The organism is Azospirillum sp. TSH64 (genome assembly GCF_003116035.1).
GTDB lineage: Bacteria > Pseudomonadota > Alphaproteobacteria > Azospirillales > Azospirillaceae > Azospirillum.
Genome location: NZ_LGQW01000015.1, coordinates 5,774,557 through 5,794,863, shown reverse-complemented (window position 1 = coordinate 5,794,863; position 20,307 = coordinate 5,774,557). Strand labels below are relative to the sequence as shown.

The window sequence follows — 20,307 nt, the reverse complement described above, 5'->3', positions numbered from 1 at the left end:
CTTAACCTCACTGACCCGCGACGCTGAGGTCCATCACCGATTTCGGATCCAGCGCCTTGTCGACCTGACCTTCGGACTGCCAGAACTTCACCTGATTGACGATGTCGTCCACCAGCAGGCGGGCCTGCGGATCGACATAGGGCAGGCCGGCGGCGACGATGTCGGGCTTCTGCTTGGTGGCGTCGGCGATGATGCCCAGAAGCTCGTCATAGCCGGGGCCCTTCACCAGATTGCCCGAGGCGTCCTTGCCGTTGAAGGCGGCGTGGTATTCGGCCAGCGCGGTCTTGTAGGCGCGGACGAACTTCTCGACCAGCGGACGGCGGTCCTTCATCGTCTTCGGCGCGGTGAACAGGGCACCGAGCTGCCAGGGCGTCTCGTCGCCGACCCAGCCCAGCATCTTGCCGGCACCGTCGGCCACCAGTTGCCGCGACACGGTGGAGGGCGCGATGATGGCGTCGACCTGCCCACCCTTGAAGGCGGCGACCATCTTCGGCACGTCCTGCAACGGCACCATGGTCACGTCCTTGACCGTGAAGCCGTGCTTCTGCGCCAACAGCCCGATCATGTAGTGGAAGGTCGAGCCGACGGTGGTGATGGCGACCCGCTTGCCCTTCAGGTCGGCCGGCGACTTCAGCCCGGCATCATAGGCGGCGTTTGTCGCGAGATAGGCACTGAGGGGGAAGCCCGGCTCGTCGCGGCTCTGCGCGGCGATGATGGTCACGGCCCCCTTGGAGGCGAGGTTGTAGAAGCCGGCGGTCAGGCCGGTGACGCCGAAATCGGCATCACCCGAGGTGACGGCGACCGGAACCTGCTGGGCCGAGGTGAACATCTTCAGCTCGACGTCCAGCCCCTCCTTCTCGAAATAGCCCTTGGCCTTGGCGATGAAGATCGGCCCGGAGGAGGACAGCGCCAGCACGCCGACCGTCGCCTTCTCCAGCGGCTGCGCCAGCGCGGCGGACATCAGGGTGCCGGCGGCGAAGGCGGCGCCAGTGGTGGCGATCAGGGCACGCCGGGTGAGGCGGGCCAGGGTCATGGCGGCGGTCATGGACGGAAATCCTCCCGATGGATGGTTCGGTTTCTTGGGAAAAAGCCGGTCAGCGCCAGTTCAGCAGGCGCCGTTCAAGCTGCGACAGCACGGTGCCGATGGCGAGCCCCAGCAGTGACAGCACCAGCACGCCAGCCAGCAGCGTGTCGGTCTGCATCAGATTGCCGGCCATCAGCACGAAGGCGCCGATGCCGTATTCGGCACCGATCATCTCCGCTGCCACCACCAGGATCAGCGCGATCGACGCGGTGATGCGGAAGCCGGCCAGGATGCCCGGCAAGGCGCCCGGCAGAACGATGGAGCGCAGGATCGACCGCCAGGGCAGACCGAAGCTCTGCGCCATGCGGATCAGGTTGCGCGGCACCGAATCGATGGCGCTATAGGTGGCGATGACAGTGGGGAAGAAGACGCCGAAGCCGATGGTGGCGAATTTCGACGGCTCGCCGATGCCGAACCACAGGATGAACAGCGGCAGAAGGGCGATCTTCGGAATCGGGAAGAAGGCCGACACCAGCGGCACGCCGACCGCGCGTGCGGTGGAGAAGATCCCCATGGCGAAGCCGACCAGCATGCCGCCCGCCGTGCCAAGCACCCAGCCGACGGCGATGCGCCCCAGCGACGCCTTCAGGTTCAGCCAGAGCGATCCGTCGGTCACCATGCCCGACAGCGCATGGGCGACGGCGCTCGGCGGCGGCAGGAACAGCGGGCTGGCGAGGCCGAGACGACTCGCGCCTTCCCACAGCGCGATCAGCACGGCGAAGGCGGCCAGCGCCGCCCAGGGATGGCGTTTTACGGTAAAACCGCCGCCACGGAAGCGGACGGGCTGGCCCATCGTGGACGCAGCGGCTGCGGCGGTCGGGTTCAGGCTGTCAGGCACGGGCGATCTCCCGGTCGGCCATCTGGGCTTCGGCCTTCATCAGGTGCCACAAACGGTCGCGCACTTCGGCCAGATGGGCCTGGGCCGACGGCTCCTGCCGGCGCTCCCGCGGCTCCTCGATGGTGACCAGTTCGCGGATGCGGCCGGGACGGCGGCTCAGCACGCAGACCCGGTCGGCCAGCCGCAGCGCCTCATCCAGATTGTGGGTGACATAGAGGGCGGTGGTCTTCTCCCGCCGCCAAAGCTCGAGGAAATCGTCCATCAGCAGCTCGCGCGTCTGGGCGTCCAGCGCCGACAGCGGCTCGTCCAGCAACAGCATCGCCGGGCGCACCGCCAGTGCGCGGGCGATGCCGACCCGCTGGCGCATGCCGCCGGACAGTTGCTTGGGCAGCGCCTTGCGGAACTCCCACAACCCCATGCGGCGCAGGCCGCTGTCGATGCGCTCGCGCCGCTCGGCGGATGAGAGCGGGTGATGCTCCAGCACCAGGGCGACATTGTCCTCCACCGTGCGCCAGGGCAGCAGGGCGAAGTCCTGGAAAATGAAGGTGATCGGGTTGAGGCAGCCGTCCGGCACCTCCCCCTCCACCCGGATGCTGCCGGAGGTCGGCGCGACGATGCCGCCGGCGATGCCGAGCAAGGTCGACTTGCCGCAGCCGCTTGGGCCGATCACCGCCAGGATTTCGCCCTCCGCCAGGGTCAGGTCGATGCCGTCCAGCACGGTCAGATCGTCATAGCGGTGGGTCAGATCGGAAACGAGAAGCCTCATCGCGCCCTTATCAAGCCTGCAGCTTTGTCGGTGGAGTCCGACTGTTCGTTGGGCCTGCCACTATAGCGCGGCGATCCGGCGGCGGAGAGGGGAAAGGCGTTCCGCATCCCAGCCATACGGCAGTATGGTAGTGGCCGGAAGGCGTCAAGCCGCTGTCGGTTTCGCGACAGCGGTCGTCAGGCGGTTCCGCTGACCGGGCCACCACCGACCGGCAGATCCAGCACCCGCAGCGCGGCGGCGCAACGGCCGACCGCCGCTTCCGCCAAAGCATGGCGCTCGCTGAGGCCCGCCTCGTCCACCTCGTCGGGGGTCATCGCCTGCAACAGGACGCGCAAGGTGCGGACATAGGTGCGCAGGAGCGTGGCTTCCTCGGCATAATCGCCCAGCAGACCGGCCTGTCCGGCGGTGCGCAGGGCGACAAGCTCGCCATCCAGCGACGCGGCGGCCATCTCGATGGCGAGCAGGGCCCGCGTCAGGCGGACATGCTTCAGAACGACGACATCGGCCATGCCCACCTCCCTGCCGGCTGGAATGGCTGGGTGAAAGCAATGGCCGTGCCAGCGGCTTCGCGAGACCCGTCAACGCCCCCGCATCGACGGATGCCAGGCCGTCGTCGCCCGCTCCAGCAGCGCCAGCGTGCCATACAGGCCGGAACCGGTCAGCGCCGCCACGGCGATGGTGGCCCAGACGATGTCGAGATTCATCCGCGCCACTTCGGTGGAGATGCGGAACCCCATGCCGACCACCGGGGTGCCGAAAAATTCGGCAACGATGGCGCCGATCAGGGCCAGGGTGGAGTTGATCTTCAAGCCGTTGAACAGGAAGGGCAGCGCATTGGGCAGCCGCAGCTTCACCAGCGTGCGGCCATAGCCGGCGGCGTAGCTGCGCATCAGGTCGAGCTGGATGCGCTCCGAAGTGCCAAGGCCGGCAAGCGTGTTGATCATCATCGGGAAGAAGGTCATGACGACGATGACCGCGGCCTTCGACTGCCAGTCGAAGCCGAACCACATCACCATGATCGGCGCAATGCCGACCACCGGGATGGCACTGGCAAGATTGCCGAGCGGCAGCAATCCGCGGGCAAGAAATGGCACGCGGTCGGCAAGGATTGCCACAATGAGTCCGGCACCGCAGCCCATGACATAGCCGCGCAGGACGGAGGTCAGCACCGTCTGGCGGAAATCGTCCCACAACACCGGCGCGTTGGCCGCCAGCGCCGCGGCGATGCGGCTGGGCGGCGGCAGCAGGATCGCCGGCACCTGGAAGCCGCGGACCAGCACCTCCCATCCCACCAGCAGGCCGAGCCCGAACAGGCCGGGCACGATGACGGAGCGGGTCCAGCCCGGCACGCCGGCCAGCACCCCCATCACCCGCCACAAAAGCAGCGTCGCCGCGACCAGGAACAGCCACAGCCCCCAGCCGGCCGACAGGTCCAGCCCCTCGTTCAGCAGATGCAGCGGCAGGAGCCAGGCCAGCGCCACGCCGGCCAATTCCGGCCAGGCGCCCCAGACCCGCTTCGGTGCCGACGCGCCGGCAACGACAGCCAGCACCACCCCGATCAGGAACAGCGGCGCCATGGTTCCGCCGAACCAGCCGAGGACGGCGCCGCCCTGGGCGCCCACCGGCAGGGCCAATGCCGCCAGCGCCGGCAGGGCGATGGCGACCAGCCCCCAATCGGCGGCCGTGCGCAGGCTGGTGCGGTAGGGATTTGTCGCCTCATCGCCCGTCGAATCGCTCATCGCGCCCCCGCTCGGCCCAGCAGGACCAGCTCAAGCCCACGCACCACCGCGATCACCGCCACCGAGAGCAGCGAGGCCATGATCAGCGCCGCCCAGATCTGCACGGTCTGGCCATAGTAGGACCCCGACAGCAGCCGCGCGCCCAGCCCGGCCTGTCCGCCGGTCGGCAACTCGCCGACGATGGCGCCGACCACGCTGATGGCGACCGACACCTTGAGGCTGGCGAACAGGAAGGGCATGGAGGCCGGAAGCCGCAGCGACCAGAAGGCGCGCAACCCGCTCGCCGAATAGGTCCGCATCAGGTCGACCCACAGCGGATCGGCGGAGCGCAGCCCCTTCACCATGCCGACCGTGATCGGGAAGAAGCAGAGATACATGCAGATCACCGCCTTCGGCAGCAGCCCGGTCAGCCCGATGTTGCCGAGGATGACGACGATCATCGGCGCAATCGCCAAAATGGGGATGGTCTGCGACGCGATCACCCAGGGCAGCAGGCTGGCCTCCAGCGTCCGGGTATAGACGATGCCGGCGGCCAGCAGGATGCCCAGCGCCAGCCCCATCGCCAGCCCGGTCAGCGCCGCCTCCGCCGTCACCCAGGCATGGAACAGCAAATTGCGCGGGCTGGTCGGCGCGTAGCCGGTCAGGGAATTCCACAGTTCCACCACCACCTGATCGGGGGTGGGCAGGATCGGCCGCTTCATCGCATAGGCCTGGGCCAGCACGTCTGCGAAGCCGGCTGGCCTGTTGGCGCGCGCCAGCGTCTCCGCTGCCTGCGGCCAGTTCAGCCACGCAGCCCCGATGTACCAGGCCGCCAGCAGGAGCAGCGTCATCACGGTGACGGGAAGCGCGCGCCTAGTCATCGTAGCTGTGCCCCTCCTTCAGCCCCTCGCGCACGCGGTGGGCGATGGCGGCGAATTCCGGCGACTCGCGGATGTCCAGCGTGCGCTCGCGCGGCAGGCTGTTGCAGTCGATGACATCGAGGATACGGCCCGGCCGCGGGCTCATCACCACGATGCGGGTGGACAGGAACACCGCTTCGGCAATCGAATGGGTGACGAAGACGCAGGTCTTGCCGGTCGCCCGCCACAGCTGGGTCAGATGCAGGTTCAGGTGGTCGCGGGTGATCTCGTCGAGCGCGCCGAACGGCTCGTCCATCAGCAGCAGGTCGGGCTGCAAGGCGAGAGCGCGGGCGATGGAGACGCGCTGCTGCATGCCGCCCGACAGCTGCCAGGGGAACTTGCGCTCGAAGCCCGACAGGCCGACGCGCTCCAACTGCTCGCGGGCCCGTGCCTGCCGTTCGGCGCGGGCGATCCCCATGATCTCCAGCGGCAGCATGACGTTGCGTTCCACTGTCCGCCACGGATAGAGCGCCGGGGCCTGGAAAACGTAGCCGTAGAGCCGTTTCAGCCGCGCCTGCTCCGGCGTCATGCCTTCGATGGCGATCTGGCCGGCGGTCGGACGCTCCAGATCGGCGATCACGCGCAGCAGCGTGGTCTTGCCGCAGCCACTGGGACCGATCAGCGAGACGAAGTCGCCCCTGGCGATGGTCAGGTCGACCTCGCTCAGCGCCGTGACCGGCTTGTCCGCCGTGGGATAGACCAAGGAGAGCTTGCGTGCCTCGACAACCACCGGGGACTTGGCCGAAGAAGACTTGGCCGAAGAAACGGCCCGGTCCGAGCCTTGCCTGGAAGCGGACGCCTCCCAGAAATCGAGCGGATTTGGGAAGGTCACGGGCGGCGGTCCTTCACAGGGCGGATAGCGGGCTGGTTTGGAAGACGGATCTGACGGTTTGGTCAGAAATCATCCACCCCGCAAACTATCACCGCCCCGACCAGGGCACCAGGGTTGCAAAAGTCCAGCCCTCTCGCCCAAGGGCATCGGAACGCAACTTTGAGGGAAATTTTCACCGCAGCGCGTTTGGCACGCACATGCACGCCCTGTATTCTCGTGCAGCCGGACGCGCACGATGCGCCAACAGCAACCGGAAGGAGGTGGCGCGAGTGAGAAAATTCCTGAAGTGGCTCGGCCGCTTCTGGTTCAAGCTGAAGTTCGAGTTCGAAGCCGGCTTTAACACGGACCAGGATAGGTAAGCCAACATTGGCGGGGCCGGGAAACCGGTCCCGTCATTCAGGAAGCGGCTCGCGTCACCTCCTGCCCCGCAGATTACCACGCCCCCACCATTTTCAAGGCAGGGGCGAGAGGTCATCCCGCCCGGACACGCAACGCGGGTGCGGATGCCCGGTGGAAGGGACAGGGCGAAAGAACTGGACGGGCGGCACCCTACCGGAACAGGATCACGCCCCGTTCACGACCGCGCCAGCGACATGCCCGCCGCCAAGCCGCCCCCCAGTCTGGAAGTCACGCGCGAAGACGGCGCGGCCGGCACCGTGTTCGTGGCGACGCCGGTGCTGACGCCGGTGATCCGCACGCGCTATCTGCTGATCGCAGGGCTGCTGGCGACCGGCTTCATCGCCGGGGCCGGGCTGGCACCCGACGAGCTGTCCGGCATGCTGCAATGGCTGGCGGCCTTCTGCGCGGTGCCGGTGCTGCTGTTGTGGGTGGTGACATTGTCGGAGACGGTGCAGCGCCGCGCCGTACGGCTCGGGGTGACGGAACGTGGGTTGACGGTGGACGGCGCGCGCATCCATCCGCACGAGACGATCCGGGATCTGGCGCTCTATCCGATGGTGGGCGGCAAGCCGCTGTTCGTCGCCTGGATCGACCCGGCGTACGACTACCGTCACAAGGCGGAGATGACGCTGGTCGCCGGCAACGTGGCGCCCAACGATGCGGTGAAGGCGGAATTGAAGGCTGCCGGCAGCCGCAATGTGCGGCTGGTCATGCACCGGCGCGGCGGGCACAAGGCGATCGTCCTTGTCCGCGGCCTGACCCTGTCGGGCGGGCAGACCCTGCTGGCCGCCCTGGCAGCGGAGCTTCGCGCTCGCAGCCGCTAGGGCGCCCCCAGGCGATAGACTGGAAAAAACCGGAAATCAGCGGCGCGGAATGGCCGGCGGCTCCGGCAGGTCTTCTTCCAGGATGACGACGTTCAGGGCATAAGACACCTCGCCCTCGTCCTCGTCACGGTTCAGCGTGCCGAAGAACTCGCCATCCACCGTCACTTCGGCCGACTGGCCGGGCTTGGCCGGCGGCTCGATCACGATCTTGGGATTGCCCAGCGTCTTGCGCAGATACATCTGCACGCGGGCGATTTCGGTGTCGGACATCCGGACGGCGGACGGCTTGGCGGGCGGCATGGCGAACCTCGTTGTCTGCGAAGGAGCGTCATATAGGCGGCTTCGCCGCGAAGGGAAAGCGATACATCGCCGGATCTCCCGCTGCTACCGGAGGTGTGGCACGTGCGCCAGAGCCGCCCCAGACCCGCCCTCGCCCACGCGGGGTAACGCCGGCACAGTCCGACGCTCCGAATGAGCGGCGCTCCCGACTGGCGGAAAAGGCTATGCTCCCCGCGGCGGTACGCTTCCCGGCAACGGGCTGCCGCGATGACGTAAGGATGGAACGCCGTGACGAAGACCGCACTCCCGACCGCAAGCCATGCAGACCGCCGCCCGGCCGGCCGGTGGAGGCGCCGGCTCGAGGCGACCGTCCTGACGGCGGCACTGCTGGCCGCCCTGCCCTTCGGCGGCATGCAGGCAGGCGGCGCCCGGGCGGAGACCGGCAAGCGCGTGGCGCTGGTCATCGACAACGGCCGCTACACAGCACTCGACGGCCGGTCCGATCAGGCGGCCGCCAACGCCTCCGCCATGGCATCGGCCTTGCGCGGCGCCGGCTTTTCGGTGACGCGGGCCGACAATGTCGGACGGGTCGCAATGGAATCGGCGCTGGAGCGCTTCCGCGAGGCGCTGTCGGGGGCCGACCTCGGCTTCGTCTATTACACCGGCCTCGCCGTCGGACTGGGGGAGCGGGAATTCCTGCTGCCCGCCGATGCCGCCCCCACCGGAGCGGATGACCTGCCGCGCAACGCCCTCGACCTCGACGGCGTGCTGGGCGACCTGCGCGACAGCGGGCGCAAGTCCATCGTGGTGATCGATCCCGGCGTCGCCGAGGCACTGGCCCAGCGGGTCGGCGGTGGCGCGCTGGGCACGCCGATGGAGGCCGACGGCCTGTTCATCGTCTATGCCCATCGTCCGGGCGTGCCGCCGGTGCCGCCGAAGTCGGGCAAAGGGCCCAATGCCTTCACCGCCGCGCTGGCGCGCGAGATGGTCAAACCCGGGGTCACGTTCCGCGATTCGCTGGCCGAGGTCGCACGTTCGGTGGCCGAACGCAGCGACGGCCGGCAGTTGCCCTGGCTGCAGGACCGGCTGGGCAGCACTCTGGTGCTGGTGCCGGCGGTTGCCGCCGCCCCTGCCAAGCCACCGGCCACCCCACCAGCCACGCCTCCGGCCGCCGCTCCGGCGAAGGAACCGCCGGCGGTGACCGGTTCCAGTCTTCCGCCCGGCAATTATGAAATGGCGAAGCCGGGCGTCCTGTTCGACCGGCCGGCGGTCGGTGCCCGCGGCGTCGCCCAATTGGCGGCAGGCAGCGCCGTGACGGTGCTGGAGTCAGTGCCGGAAGGAAGCTGGCTGCGCGTGCGCGATCCGGCCGGGCGAACCGGCTATCTCACCGCAGGGGCGCTGTCGGCCCGCTGGGCCGACCCGTCGCCGCAGGCTGCCCGTGGCCGCGGCCCGGTGGAGGCCGGACCGTCCTTCGGCGACCCCGGTTTGGACCAGGGCAGCGAACCGCCCGCCGCCGGCAACTCCGACCCGGTCCAGACCGAGCAGCGCAGCTTCCCCACCGCACCGGCCGGAACCGGCTTCTCCAGCCCGGACGGCCCGGCGGTGGAGGCGGAGCAGCAGGCGATGCGCGCGCTGGGCGATGCCCGCACCGCCGCGGAGCGGGCGCGCAGCCGACCCGACAGCCGGTTCTGGAGCTACGGTTTTTCCGGCGGAGACCGCTATGAGGGCGGCTGGGCACAGCCCTCGTCGAATTCTGGAGCCAGCACGGCACTGGGCCGCCCGATCCGCCAGGGAACCGGCGTCTACCATTTCGCCAACGGCCAGACCTATGAAGGGGAGTGGTCGGGCGATCTGATGTCCGGCTTCGGCGTGATGACCTTCAACGACGGCAGCCGCTTCGCCGGACGGTTCCGCAACGGCCAGCCGGACGGCCCCGGCATCTTCCACTACGCCAATGGCGGACAGAGCGCCGGGATGTGGCGCGGCTCCGTCCGCCTTGACCAGTAAACGGCCAGTAGACGCTACCGGCGAGATCCGCCGGTAGGATCAACCCGGCTTCGATCAGCGCGGCTTCAGGGCTTCCACCACCTGCACATGCCCCTGCAACGCGCCGAGCGTCAGGGCCGAATTGCCGTTGGCATCCATGCGGTAGGGGTTCGCCCCGCTGTCGAGCAGCAGCTTCGCCACCGCCTCGTGCCCGTTGTTGGCGGCGTACATCAGGGCCGACCAGCCATAGGCGGTGGTGCGGTCGACCATCACCCCGCGCTGGATCAGCGTGCGCGCCACCTCCTGGTGGCCGCGGGCGGCGGCGGCCATCAGCGCGGTCTTGCCATCGCTGTTGGTGGTGTCGAGGTCGGCGCCGCCCTCGGCCAGCGCCCGGACCACCCCGTCATGCCCGCCCCAGGCGGCATACATCACAGCGGTGGCGCCGTCGGAGGTGCGCAGGTCGGTGCGGGCATGGCGGTCGAGCAGCACGCGCACCGCGTCGGCCAGCCCCTGTTCGGCGGCGATCATCAGCAGGGTCTTGCCATTGTCCAGCCGCGTGTCGGCGCTGGCGCCGGCCTGGAGCGTGCGCGACAGCTCCGCCGGATTGCGCAGCAGGGCCAGGACCGATTCGCGGTCGCCCAGCCCCGGCGTCGCCTTCACCGGCGCCGCGGAGCTTCCTGGCGCAGTGCCGCCAGCGGTGCCGATAGCGGTCCCGCTGGCAGGCCCGACGGAGGGACCGGTGTAGACCCGCTGTTCGCTCGCGGCACGGATGCGCTCGGCCAGATCGGGGCTTTCCGGCGAGATCATCTGCGCCCGCTCATAGAAACGCTTCGTCTCCGACCAATCGCCGTCCCGCTCGGCCAGCATCGCCCAGCGACGATAGGTGTCCGTCATGGTGGTCAGCAACTCCGCCACCTCCGGCGACGACGGCGCGATCTGGCGGATGCGCTGCACCGTCTCATAGGCATTGTCGCCCGGCGGGGTGGTCAGGCGCTTGCCGGCGATCTGGCGGCGGGCCTGATCGACCATCGTCCGCACGCGCAGGGCGGTGTCGGCATCCGGAGCGGCGGGAGCAGCGGGAACCGCGGCGGTCGTCGACGGGTCTTCCAGCGGCGGCAGCGAGGCGACGCCCGGCGCCGCTTCCGTGTTGCCGGTCGAGGAGGCCTTGGCGGCCGACGGCTGCGCCTGGGCCGGCGGCAACGCCGCGGTTTCGATCGGAGCAGCCGCGGGCGGCACGGTTGTCGAGGCAGGCGGCGCCGGCTTCGACACCGTCTGGGTGCCGGCGGTGGGCGGCGCGGCGGGCGCCTGGACAGCCGTCTGCGTGGTCGGGGCCGTCGATGCGGTGGAAGGAGCGACGGCGGCAGAGGCGGTCGCGTCCGCAGCCGGTGCGACCGGCACCGTGACGGCATGCTGCCGCTCGGCCGGAGCCGTGGCCCCGGTCAGACCCTGCACGGTGCGCTCGACCGCATCGCGCGCCTTGGCCCAGCCCTCCTCGACCATGGCCAGGGCACGGTCGGGGAAGGCGCCCGGCACGGCGGTGGCGATGGCGGCACCGGCGGCGCCCAGCAGGACCAGCGTGGTCAGCGCCGCCCCGGCATAGAGCGCGGTGCGCCGCGGCGCCCGCACGGCACCGGCCTGACCGCCGTCCGGCGACCAGCCCTGGCCCTCCCAACGCTCATCCTGCTGCCAGGTCTCTTGCGGCGGGTTTTCCCGGCGCTGCCCCACCGACCAATCGTTCGCCGGTGGAATCGCGGCGGATTGCACCGGAGCCTGTTGTGGCTGGGGCTGGGGCGGTACAGCCAGCATCGGCCCGGGAAGGGGCGCAGGCCGGGACACGGGCTGCAGCGCCGGAGCCGGCTCCCGCACGTCGTCGACGAAGTCGCCCGCCGTCATCCGGTAGATCACGCCCATGTCGCGCAACTCATCGGTCAGACCGGCGCGCGCCAATGTGCCTTCCAGCTCGGGCGTGCCGCAGAGCAGCACCTGCATGAAGCGTCCGGCCGGCGTCTCCGCCCGCGTCAGATCGACCAGATCGGCCAGCACCGGTGGCGCCAGCACGGCGGCGTTGTCCACCGCCAGCAGGCCCGATCCGGCAAGCTCCAGCCGCTCCTCCAGCGCCGCGATCAACGTGTCGAAATCGGTCTCGCCGTCCTCCCCCGGAACCAGATCGGGCAGGGCACCGGTGCCGGCGGCAGCGACCAGATCCTCAACCTCCGATCCGACCGACGCCGCGACCGGCAGCGCCATGGCACCGTCGGCCTCGACATGCTCGACCAGCTGGCGGAACAGGGCGGGACGGCCCGAGCCGGCATCGCCCACCAGCACCAGCAGCCTTTTGCGCGCCAGGAAGGCGAGCACCAGTCCATCGCGAATCTCGGCCGCCGTGACACCGGCGGATTCGGAAACGGGATCGTGGTGGCCCGGAGCGGCGCGCCGGGCGCGCGAGGAATGTTTCGGGGCAGAACGGTCCATGGACATCTCAAGACGCCGATCAGTGAAGGATGCGCTGATGAGACTCTAGTGATGCGCCCCCCAAGCCCCGACGGAGCAAAGGGCGGTTGCCCCCTCTCTTCCGGGGTGGGTGGACTGACCCTTCCGGCGCGAAAGCAACCCTGGTCCGCCGGACGGGGGAGAGGTATAGGGTTGCCGCCGAAATTCGGTCATATCCCACCATCCGGACAGCGACAGTCATGCGAGTCGGAATCGATTTGGGCGGCACCAAGATCGCCGCCGTGGCGCTGGACGGCGACGGGACGGAACTCGCCCGCCGCCGCCGTCCGACCCCCCGCGGCTACGACGCCACGCTGGACGCCCTGGCGGAGACGGTGAACGCCCTCGACCCGGCTGGAACCGGCGGTATCGGCATAAGCCTGCCCGGTGTGGTGGACGCCGCCGCCGGACGGGTAAGGGCGGTCAACCTGCCCTGGCTGGACGGCCGTTCCCTCGTTGCAGACGCAACGCGGCGGATCGGGCGGCCGGTGCGGATCGCCAACGACGCCAACTGCTTCACCCTGTCGGAAGCAACCGATGGGGCGGCGGCCGGCGGAGGTCCGGTGGTGTTCGGCGTCATCCTCGGCACCGGTGTCGGCGGCGGCATCGTGGTGGATGGCCGCATCCTGCCCGGCGCCAACGGGCTGGCCGGCGAATGGGGCCATGCGCCGCTGCCCTGGCGCGAGGAGGCGGACGGCCCGCCGGTGCCCTGCGGCTGCGGCAGGATCGGCTGCCTGGAAACCATGCTGTGCGGGGCCGGGCTGTCGCGCCTGCACCGTCATCTGACCGGCGAGACGCTGGACCCGCCGGAGATTGCCGCCCGCGCGCTCGTCGGCGATGCCGCCGCGGCCGGAACGCTGGCCCGCCATGCCGATGCCCTGGCCCGCGCGCTGGCGCCGGTGCTGAACCTGCTGGATCCCGACATGATAGTGATCGGCGGCGGCCTGTCCGCCCTGCCCGGCCTGTGCGAGACGGTGACGCGGCGCTGGGGCGCCTGGACCCTGGCCGCCGATCCGCGCACCCGGATGGCCGTCGCCCGCCATGGCGCGGAAAGCGGCATGCGCGGTGCCGCCCGCCTGTGGCCGGACTGACCGGCGTCCCGGCCACAGCACCACTTTCGAGACAGCAGACGCAACCAACGGTCACGGGTGGCACGGGACTTGCGCATTCTCCCTTCAGACCGAACGGGGGATATGCCCATGATGCGGAAGAAATTGGGGACGCGAGCCACGGGCAGCAGCGTTCATTTGCATTTTGCAAACCGGAACGCGACGCGGGCGGGAAAACCGGCAGTGCGTTTGCATTCTGCAAATGATCCTGGGGCAAGTGGTCAGCAAGCCGTCCTGGGCACCGGCCTCCATCTGGAGCATGCCTGTGCGCGTCTGCAGGACGCGGCGGTCGAGTTGGAAACGGTGCTGGCGACCTTGCCCGGCGACGAGCAGGCTGACCTGCATGAGGCCATCGGCTCGATCATGGAGACGCTGCAACTGATCGCGTCGGCCCATGCCCGGCTGGAACCGCCCATCGCCGCCGACTGACGCGCCAGTCCGCCATTGGCGGCATTGAATTTGGCGACATGGAAAAGGGCGGCCCGATGGGACCGCCCTTTCCGTTTGCCTGACCGTCGGATGCCGGTTCGGTCGGCGATGCGCTCAATCGGTGATGGTCTGCCAGAAGAAGAACGCGACGGCGAGAACCATGATGGCGATGTCCATGGGAACGGCTCCTGTGGATGACGGCGGATAAGTGTTTCGCTTCGATCTATACGACAGTTCGCCCGCCGGCGGCAGTGCCTCCGTTCCCCCTGCGGCGGTTTTTCGCTCCCCTGCCCGCTCCGCACGAAAAAAATCTGCGGGCGCATGCTGGCCAGTGATGCCGACAAACTTGGGGACGCGGCCTTCCCGCTGGCGCCCGCCGCCCGGCGACCCGGACCGAAGAGCCGGAAAACCGCGCTTCATCTATTTGTAAACAAAAGGAATTTCGAAGTCGCCGATCCCGCGCCGCTGCGATGGCCGCGTCCGGCTCTTGCGCCGATCTGCCGGCTCCAGACCGGAAGATCGCAGCGCTATGACTTTTGTCAGGGGTTGCCTTCCCAGGGGGCTTTCTGGCAAGAAAAAGGCCGCTGGAAACAGCGGCCTTGAGTTTAGGGAGGAAACGCCCAAGAAGGGCGAAGCAGCAATCGCTTGCTGCACTGCAACAGTACCAGAAGCGGGGGGCGCTGCAACCCCCAAAGCCGGCCCCTGCGTGGGGCCGCAGCTTTTGGAGGGGTCTGTTGCGCATCGGCCACAGCCGGGTCAATCCTTTTGCTGGAGCGCAAGCCAGTCCGGCAGTCCGGCCGTTACACCAACGCGGCGTGCCGGCATTGGCCGAGCGCCGCATTCCGACCGGCAGCGGCGCTGAGGACCCAGCCTTGACCCTCCATCCCCCCTCCGCCTTGGCGGAATTCGACGCCTTCACCGCATCCCTGGGCAGCCGCACCCCTGCCCTCTTCCTCGACTATGACGGAACGCTGGCCGCCATTGCGCCGCGTCCCGAACTGGCAACGATGCCCGACGAGGCGCGCGCGGTGGTGCAGCGGCTGTCGGCGCTCTGCCCGGTCGCCTTCGTCAGCGGCCGCGACCTGGACGACCTGACGGCGATGGTGGCGGTGGACGGCCTGGTCTATGCCGGCAGCCATGGCTTCGACCTGCGCGGTCCGGGCCTGCGCCGCCAAGTGGGGGTGGAGTATGTCCCCGACCTCGACATCGCCGACAGCAATCTGCGCGACCGGCTCGGCGGCATCGCCGGCGCGCTGGTGGAGCGCAAGCGCTTCGCCATCGCCATCCACACCCGTCAGGTCGCCTCAGCCGAAAAGCCCCGGGTCGCCGATGCCGTCCGCGCGGTGGTGGAGGTCCAGCCGCGCCTGCGCATGACCGGCGGCAAGGAATTGTTCGAGCTTCGCCCCAACCTGCCCTGGGACAAGGGCCGCGCCGTGCTCGCCCTGCTGGAGGCGCTGGGGCTGGAGGGGGACGGCACCATGCCGATCTATCTCGGCGACGACGAAACCGACGAGGATGCCTTCCGCGCCCTGGCAAGCCGGGGAGACGGGAACGGCATCGGCATCGGCATCCGGGTGATGGACGGCCCGGCGGAGACGGCCGCGACCTGGAGCCTGCACGACCCGGCGGAGGCCGCGGCCTTCCTGGGGCGGCTGGCGGACTGGCTGGCGCAGGGGTGATGACGGACGGTTGACGATCCGGAGGAGCACCGCCCCCATTCACCAACCCTAAACCCCCGCCGCGCTACGCTGGCCGCTCAACCAGCCGGACAGCGTGCCATGGACATCGGATCGGCCACCACCGCCACGCCCTACCGGCCGCAGGCCAGCGCCGTCGACGGCCTGCAGGACGCGCAGGCCCGCACCGAGGCCGCGTCGGAACAGATCGCCGCTGGCAACCTGGACCCCGCCGTGGTGCTGGACCTGACCTCGGCCCAGGTGGATTTCGCCGCGAACGCCAAGGTGCTCCAGGCGACGCAGGAAAACAGCCGGCGCCTGCTCGACATGCTGGCCTGACGCCGGATCAGCGCGGCTTGCTGGGGCCGTAGATCTTGGGCTGGCTGAAATTCAGGTGGTCGAGAAGGCCCTGGGTGGCACAGCCGTCCACCGGCAGCTTGGCCGCGCGCTGGTAGGAGCGGATCGCCGTGCGGGTGCGCGATCCCATCTGGCCATCGACCGAACCGGCGTTGAAGCCATGGTCGTTCAGCGCCTCCTGGGCGCCGGAGATGAAGGCCCGGCGCATCTCGTCGGGCAGGTTGTCCGTTTCGCAGGCAGCAAAGGCCGGAGTCGCCAGCAGCATGGCGCCGCAAAGAACCGGAAGCAGAAGTCTGTTCATGGATCGGTCGCTCCGCATCGTTGGAGTAGCAGTCTGTTGAAACAGCCGAGCCCACCCTTCCATTCCATGGATGGGCATTCCAAAAACGCACCGAATCGAAAAGGGCGGCCGCAAGCGACCGCCCTTTCCTTCGTTCAGACCGGTCAGCCCCCGGCGGCGTGCGCGTCGTCGCTCTGCCCCTTGATCCGGGCGGCGAGTGCCGCCTCCAGGAAGGGATCGAGCGCACCGTCCAGCACCGCCTGGCTCTGCGAGGTCTCCACCTCCGTCCGCAGATCCTTCACCATCTGGTAGGGGTGCAGGACATAGGAGCGGATCTGATGGCCCCAGCCGATGTCGGTCTTGGTGGCTTCCAGCGCGGCGGCGGCATCCTCGCGGATCTTCAGCTCGCGCTCGTACAGGCGGGCACGCAGCATGTCCCACGCCTTGGCGCGGTTCTTGTGCTGAGACCGTTCCTGCTGGCAGCTCACCACGATGTTCGTCGGGATGTGCGTGATGCGCACCGCCGAGTCCGTCTTGTTGATGTGCTGGCCGCCGGCGCCCGACGCCCGGTAGGTGTCGATGCGGCAGTCCTTCTCGTTGATCTCGATGTCGATCTTGTCGTCGATCACCGGGGAAATCGAGACGGCCGAGAAGCTGGTCTGGCGCCGCGCCTGGCTGTCGAACGGGCTGATGCGCACCAGACGGTGCACGCCGGCCTCGGTCTTCAGCCAGCCATAGGCGTTGTGGCCCTTGATCTGAACGGTCGCGGACTTGATGCCGGCCTCTTCGCCCGGCGTCTCGTCCAGCCATTCCGCCTTGTAGCCGTGCTGTTCCGCCCAGCGGGTGTACATGCGCATCAGCATCAGCGCCCAATCCTGGGCCTCCGTGCCGCCGGCGCCGGCATTCACCTCGACGAAGCAGTCGTTGGCATCGGCCTCGCCCGACAGCAGGCTTTCGATCTGCAGCTTGTTGGCGCGGTCGCGCAGTCCGTAAAGCTGGGCCTCCGCATCGGCGACGACGGTGGCGTCCCCCTCCAGCTCGCCCATCTCGATCAGCTCCAGGCTGTCGGACAGGTCACGCTCCAGCGCGCGGTAGCCGGCGACGGAGGTGTCGAGCTGGGTGCGCTCGCGCATGATGGTCTGGGCCCGCGTCGGATCGTCCCAAAGCTTGGGATCCTCGGCGAGGTTGTTCAGTTCGTCGAGACGCCGCAGTGCATTGTCCCAGTCAAAGATGCCTCCTCAGCAGCGCCAGCGATTCTCTGATCTCGCCGGCGGCCGCTTCGATCTCGGCCCGCATGGCGGTGCCTCCTCGTCAGCCAGAGTTGAAGGGTGTGTCGGCTGCATATGTAGCCGCTCGTCCCCCGCCTTGCACCCCCTTAATGAGCAGGGCTGCCCCGGACCGCGCCGCCGCACCGGGACGGCTTGCCACTTTCGAGTATGGCCGAGCCCCTGCTTGGTGGTCCTATCCGTTTGGAATCATCGGACCGGTTCATTTCAGAGTACGTCCCATATCCGGCCGCACAACCCTACCGCGGCGGCCGGGATTCCCCGAAATCGAGCTTATCTTCTGCGTCGTTCTTCACCTTTCTTGCGCGATTCCGCCGGGCACCCCGCGCGCGATTCCGCGCAGGGCCTTCCTTGCGCGAACGCCTGGACGCGCGACACCTCTGCCGGGGGCACGATGAGCTTCACCAGCCTGAATTTCCTGCTGTTCATCACCGTGTTCAGCGCCGGCTTCATGGCGCTGGCCCGCACACGCGCCTTCACGCCCTTCCTGCTGGTGGCCAGCTATATCTTCTACGGCTATTGGGATTACCGGTTCTGCGGGCTGCTGGCGCTCAGCACCTTCATCGACTTTTATTGCGGGTTGAAGATCGCAGACTCGCCCGACCGCAGCACGAAGAAGATGTACCTGTTCATCAGCCTGGGCGCCAACCTGGGCATGCTGTTCTTCTTCAAATACTACAATTTCTTCGCCGACAGCGCCGAGATCGCCCTGGCCTCGCTGGGGGTGGAGATCGGACGTCGGACGCTGGACATCCTGCTGCCGGTCGGCATCTCCTTCTACACCTTCCAGAACCTCAGCTATGGCATCGACCTCTACACCGGCGAGGTGAAGGAGCCGGAGCGCTCGTTGATGCGCTACGCCACCTTCGTCGCCTTCTTCCCGCAGCTGGTGGCCGGCCCGATCGTGCGGGCGCGCGACCTGCTGCCGCAAATCCAGCAGCGCCCGCGCGAGATCCCGTTCGAGGAACGCTTCGCCGGGCTGGAAAAGGTGATCTGGGGCTATTTCCTGAAGATCGGGCTGGCCGACAATGCCGCCGTGGTGGTCGACGCCCGCTTCCACCAGCCGGAGTTCTTCAATGCGCTCCAGCATGTGATCGGGCTGGTCTGCTTTTCCTTGCAGATCTACGGCGACTTCGCCGGCTATTCGCTGATCGCCATCGGGCTGGCGCAGATCTTCGGCTACACCATGTGCGAGAACTTCGCCCGCCCCTACTTCGCCACCGGCATGCGTGATTTCTGGCGCCGCTGGCACATCTCGCTGTCCACCTGGTTCCGCGACTATCTCTATGTGCCGATGGGCGGCAGCCGCACGCGCTGGCTGCGCATCCGCAACGTGGTCATCACCATGCTGATCTCCGGCCTGTGGCACGGCGCCAACTGGACCTTCGTGCTGTGGGGCGCGATGCATGGCGGCCTGATGCTGGTGGAGGACGGCGTGCGCCGGCTGGCAGCCGCCAGCCCGGTGCGCCTCAACGGCCCGATGCTGGCCGCCGGGCGGCTGGTGATGATCGGCCTCGTCTTCATCGTGGTGACGCTCACCTGGCTGCCCTTCCGCGCCGACAACCTGCAAACCGTATGGACCATCCTCGGCATCATCGGCCATGGCGATTTCGGCCTCCAGCAGGGCAACCAGCAGGCCAGCACGCTGATCCGCGTCGCCGTTGCCGGCCTGATCGTTCTGCTGGTCGACATGATGGTCGAGCGCGGCGCTGGCCGCCGCTATGCCGGGACCAATGTGGTGGCGCGCTCGATGGCCTGCTCGGCCCTGATCCTGGTGATGCTGCTGTTCGGCAGCTTCGCCAACCACGCCTTCATCTACTTCCAGTTCTGACCGGACGGAGACCTCCCCATGTACCGCCTTCTGGCTTGCATCGCGCTGATCCTCGCCACCGTCACCGCGATGGACCGGGTTCTGGCCTCGGCGCTGGGCGATCTTCTGCTGCGCTCCAGCGATCGCTTCATGACGGTCTACCGCCCGTTCGAGGCTGCGCAGCAGCCCGCCATCGGCCCAGGGACCAATCCGGGCACCCAGCCGGGTACCAAGCCCGGCATCAAGCCGCCCGCCGGCCAGGAGGAGCAGCCGAACGCCCTGCTGGTGAAGGCCGCCCTGACGACGCAGCCGCGGCCGGCCAACGGTCCGGCGGCCGGCCCCACCGCCAAGCCGGCCAGCGGCCCCGCCGACGTGCTAGTGCTCGGCAACTCGCGGGCGGACAACCACTTCCCGGTCTCGGCACTTCAGGACATGACCTGCGGCCGGGCGCTCAACCTCGGCATGGGCGGGGCGCCGACCGTCCTGTCGGCCCTGTTGTGGGACGATTACGTCGAGCGGCACGGCGCGCCGCGCCTGCTGGTGCTGGAGCCGACCGGCCTGGTCGACAATCCGCACGATCTGGCCGACCTGCCGCTGCTGGCCTACTACTCGCCGCGGATCGACGCCTTCGTCCGTCAGGAAAACCAGGAGCTGTGGATGGCCAACCACGCCTTCAACCTGATGACCTTCAACAACAACCAGACCATGCGGCTGATCGCCGGGCTGGTGAAGCCGGCCGCCGACCGCACCCTGGTGGGCGCCATTCCCGACCCGATGAAGGCGCAGCTGGCCGCCGCACCGGAGGAGATGATGACCGCCGATGCCGCCAACTGGCAGGCGCTGGACCACATCATCGCCAGCGCCCAGGCGCAGGGCACCCGGGTGGCGGTGGTCATCACCCCCTATTTCCCGACCTATGCCGGCAAGCTGAAGAATTTCGACGCCTTCTTCGCCGACCTGAAGGGCCGCCTGCCCGCCGGCGTCACCGTGATCGACGCCCGCCGCGCGGTGGACAAGGACGAGCTGTTCATGGACGCCCTGCACGTCAACGAGGACGGCGTGCGCGCGATGTTCGCGGCGATGGAACCCGACCTGCGCCCGCTCGGCAGCTGCCCGGTCGATGCGATGGCCTCGCTGTCGGGAACCGGAAACACGACGCACTGATCGTCAGGGTGTCGCCGCTTTAGCGAACGAAAAAGGGGCGCCCGCAGTGGGCGCCCCTTT

20 protein-coding genes are annotated in these 20,307 nt (G+C 68.7%); 8 read left to right on the top strand and 12 right to left on the bottom strand.

Annotated elements, in window-relative coordinates:
* Positions 1-7: 7 nt before the first annotated feature.
* The 7 genes from TSH64_RS27720 to TSH64_RS27690 all read right to left on the bottom strand — a co-directional run bounded on the left by TSH64_RS27720 (position 8) and on the right by TSH64_RS27690 (position 6,056).
* A complete protein-coding gene (locus TSH64_RS27720; RefSeq protein ID WP_247873180.1) occupies positions 8-1,045 on the bottom strand; it encodes an ABC transporter substrate-binding protein in 1,038 nt (345 codons plus the stop codon).
* Positions 1,046-1,094: 49 nt separating this feature from the next.
* Positions 1,095-1,922 carry an ABC transporter permease gene (locus TSH64_RS27715; protein ID WP_348770331.1) on the bottom strand — a complete coding sequence of 276 codons (828 nt, stop codon included), beginning with the start codon at positions 1,920-1,922 and terminating at the stop codon, positions 1,095-1,097.
* Entirely contained in the window at positions 1,915-2,688 is a 774-nt protein-coding gene (locus tag TSH64_RS27710) for an ABC transporter ATP-binding protein (protein WP_109450018.1), read from the bottom strand. Before TSH64_RS27710 ends, TSH64_RS27715 begins: the two co-directional genes overlap by 8 nt.
* A 176-nt stretch (positions 2,689-2,864) precedes the next feature.
* Positions 2,865-3,197, bottom strand: a complete 333-nt coding sequence (locus TSH64_RS27705) for a hypothetical protein (protein WP_109450016.1) — start codon at positions 3,195-3,197, stop codon at positions 2,865-2,867.
* 69 nt (positions 3,198-3,266) lie between these two features.
* Positions 3,267-4,427 carry an ABC transporter permease gene (locus TSH64_RS27700; RefSeq protein ID WP_109450014.1) on the bottom strand — a complete coding sequence of 387 codons (1,161 nt, stop codon included), beginning with the start codon at positions 4,425-4,427 and terminating at the stop codon, positions 3,267-3,269.
* The gene (locus tag TSH64_RS27695; protein ID WP_109450012.1) at positions 4,424-5,287 is read right to left on the bottom strand and encodes an ABC transporter permease; all 864 of its coding nucleotides are present in this window, start codon (positions 5,285-5,287) and stop codon (positions 4,424-4,426) included. The genes TSH64_RS27700 and TSH64_RS27695 overlap by 4 nt, the downstream gene beginning before the upstream one ends.
* Positions 5,280-6,056 (bottom strand): ABC transporter ATP-binding protein, encoded by a 777-nt coding sequence (locus tag TSH64_RS27690; protein ID WP_109453094.1) that lies wholly within the window; start codon positions 6,054-6,056, stop codon positions 5,280-5,282. The genes TSH64_RS27695 and TSH64_RS27690 overlap by 8 nt, the downstream gene beginning before the upstream one ends.
* Before the next feature lie 695 nt (positions 6,057-6,751).
* On the opposite strand from TSH64_RS27690, the gene TSH64_RS27685 reads away from it, so the two are divergent.
* On the top strand, positions 6,752-7,381 hold the full coding sequence (locus tag TSH64_RS27685) for a hypothetical protein (protein WP_109450010.1): 630 nt from the start codon (positions 6,752-6,754) through the stop codon (positions 7,379-7,381).
* 36 nt (positions 7,382-7,417) lie between these two features.
* Here TSH64_RS27685 and TSH64_RS27680 read toward each other — a convergent pair whose 3' ends face one another.
* On the bottom strand, positions 7,418-7,681 hold the full coding sequence (locus tag TSH64_RS27680) for a DUF3126 family protein (RefSeq protein ID WP_098740518.1): 264 nt from the start codon (positions 7,679-7,681) through the stop codon (positions 7,418-7,420).
* 267 nt (positions 7,682-7,948) lie between these two features.
* Between TSH64_RS27680 and TSH64_RS27675 the strand changes: the two genes are divergently transcribed.
* Positions 7,949-9,667: a caspase family protein gene (locus TSH64_RS27675; RefSeq protein WP_109450008.1), complete on the top strand. Its 1,719-nt coding sequence runs from the start codon at positions 7,949-7,951 to the stop codon at positions 9,665-9,667.
* Between the two features lie 54 nt (positions 9,668-9,721).
* On the opposite strand, the gene TSH64_RS27670 is transcribed toward TSH64_RS27675, so the two are convergent.
* Positions 9,722-12,118: an ankyrin repeat domain-containing protein gene (locus tag TSH64_RS27670; RefSeq protein WP_109453093.1), complete on the bottom strand. Its 2,397-nt coding sequence runs from the start codon at positions 12,116-12,118 to the stop codon at positions 9,722-9,724.
* Positions 12,119-12,336: 218 nt separating this feature from the next.
* On the opposite strand from TSH64_RS27670, the gene TSH64_RS27665 reads away from it, so the two are divergent.
* A complete protein-coding gene (locus tag TSH64_RS27665; RefSeq protein WP_109450006.1) occupies positions 12,337-13,227 on the top strand; it encodes an ROK family protein in 891 nt (296 codons plus the stop codon).
* A gap of 201 nt (positions 13,228-13,428) precedes the next feature.
* Entirely contained in the window at positions 13,429-13,674 is a 246-nt protein-coding gene (locus TSH64_RS27660; RefSeq protein WP_247873179.1) for a hypothetical protein, read from the top strand.
* Between the two features lie 114 nt (positions 13,675-13,788).
* Here TSH64_RS27660 and TSH64_RS35440 read toward each other — a convergent pair whose 3' ends face one another.
* Positions 13,789-14,094 carry a hypothetical protein gene (locus TSH64_RS35440; RefSeq protein ID WP_146208077.1) on the bottom strand — a complete coding sequence of 102 codons (306 nt, stop codon included), beginning with the start codon at positions 14,092-14,094 and terminating at the stop codon, positions 13,789-13,791.
* 452 nt (positions 14,095-14,546) lie between these two features.
* Between TSH64_RS35440 and otsB the strand changes: the two genes are divergently transcribed.
* On the top strand, positions 14,547-15,353 hold the full coding sequence (gene otsB, locus TSH64_RS27655) for a trehalose-phosphatase (RefSeq protein WP_109453091.1): 807 nt from the start codon (positions 14,547-14,549) through the stop codon (positions 15,351-15,353).
* A gap of 99 nt (positions 15,354-15,452) precedes the next feature.
* On the top strand, positions 15,453-15,689 hold the full coding sequence (locus TSH64_RS27650) for a hypothetical protein (protein ID WP_109450004.1): 237 nt from the start codon (positions 15,453-15,455) through the stop codon (positions 15,687-15,689).
* A gap of 7 nt (positions 15,690-15,696) precedes the next feature.
* On the opposite strand, the gene TSH64_RS27645 is transcribed toward TSH64_RS27650, so the two are convergent.
* Both TSH64_RS27645 and prfB read right to left on the bottom strand, forming a co-directional pair.
* Positions 15,697-16,008 carry a peptidoglycan-binding domain-containing protein gene (locus tag TSH64_RS27645; RefSeq protein WP_109450002.1) on the bottom strand — a complete coding sequence of 104 codons (312 nt, stop codon included), beginning with the start codon at positions 16,006-16,008 and terminating at the stop codon, positions 15,697-15,699.
* 143 nt (positions 16,009-16,151) lie between these two features.
* A protein-coding gene (gene prfB, locus TSH64_RS27640; RefSeq protein ID WP_109450000.1) for a peptide chain release factor 2 occupies positions 16,152-17,283 on the bottom strand; the annotation gives its coding sequence in 2 pieces (ribosomal slippage) (positions 16,152-17,213 and positions 17,215-17,283; 1,131 coding nt in all).
* Positions 17,284-17,667: 384 nt separating this feature from the next.
* Between prfB and TSH64_RS27635 the strand changes: the two genes are divergently transcribed.
* Together TSH64_RS27635 and TSH64_RS27630 are read left to right on the top strand one after the other, a co-directional pair.
* Positions 17,668-19,104, top strand: a complete 1,437-nt coding sequence (locus TSH64_RS27635; protein ID WP_109449998.1) for an MBOAT family O-acyltransferase — start codon at positions 17,668-17,670, stop codon at positions 19,102-19,104.
* Between the two features lie 18 nt (positions 19,105-19,122).
* On the top strand, positions 19,123-20,247 hold the full coding sequence (locus TSH64_RS27630; protein WP_109449996.1) for a hypothetical protein: 1,125 nt from the start codon (positions 19,123-19,125) through the stop codon (positions 20,245-20,247).
* The last annotated feature ends 60 nt before the right edge of the window (positions 20,248-20,307 follow it).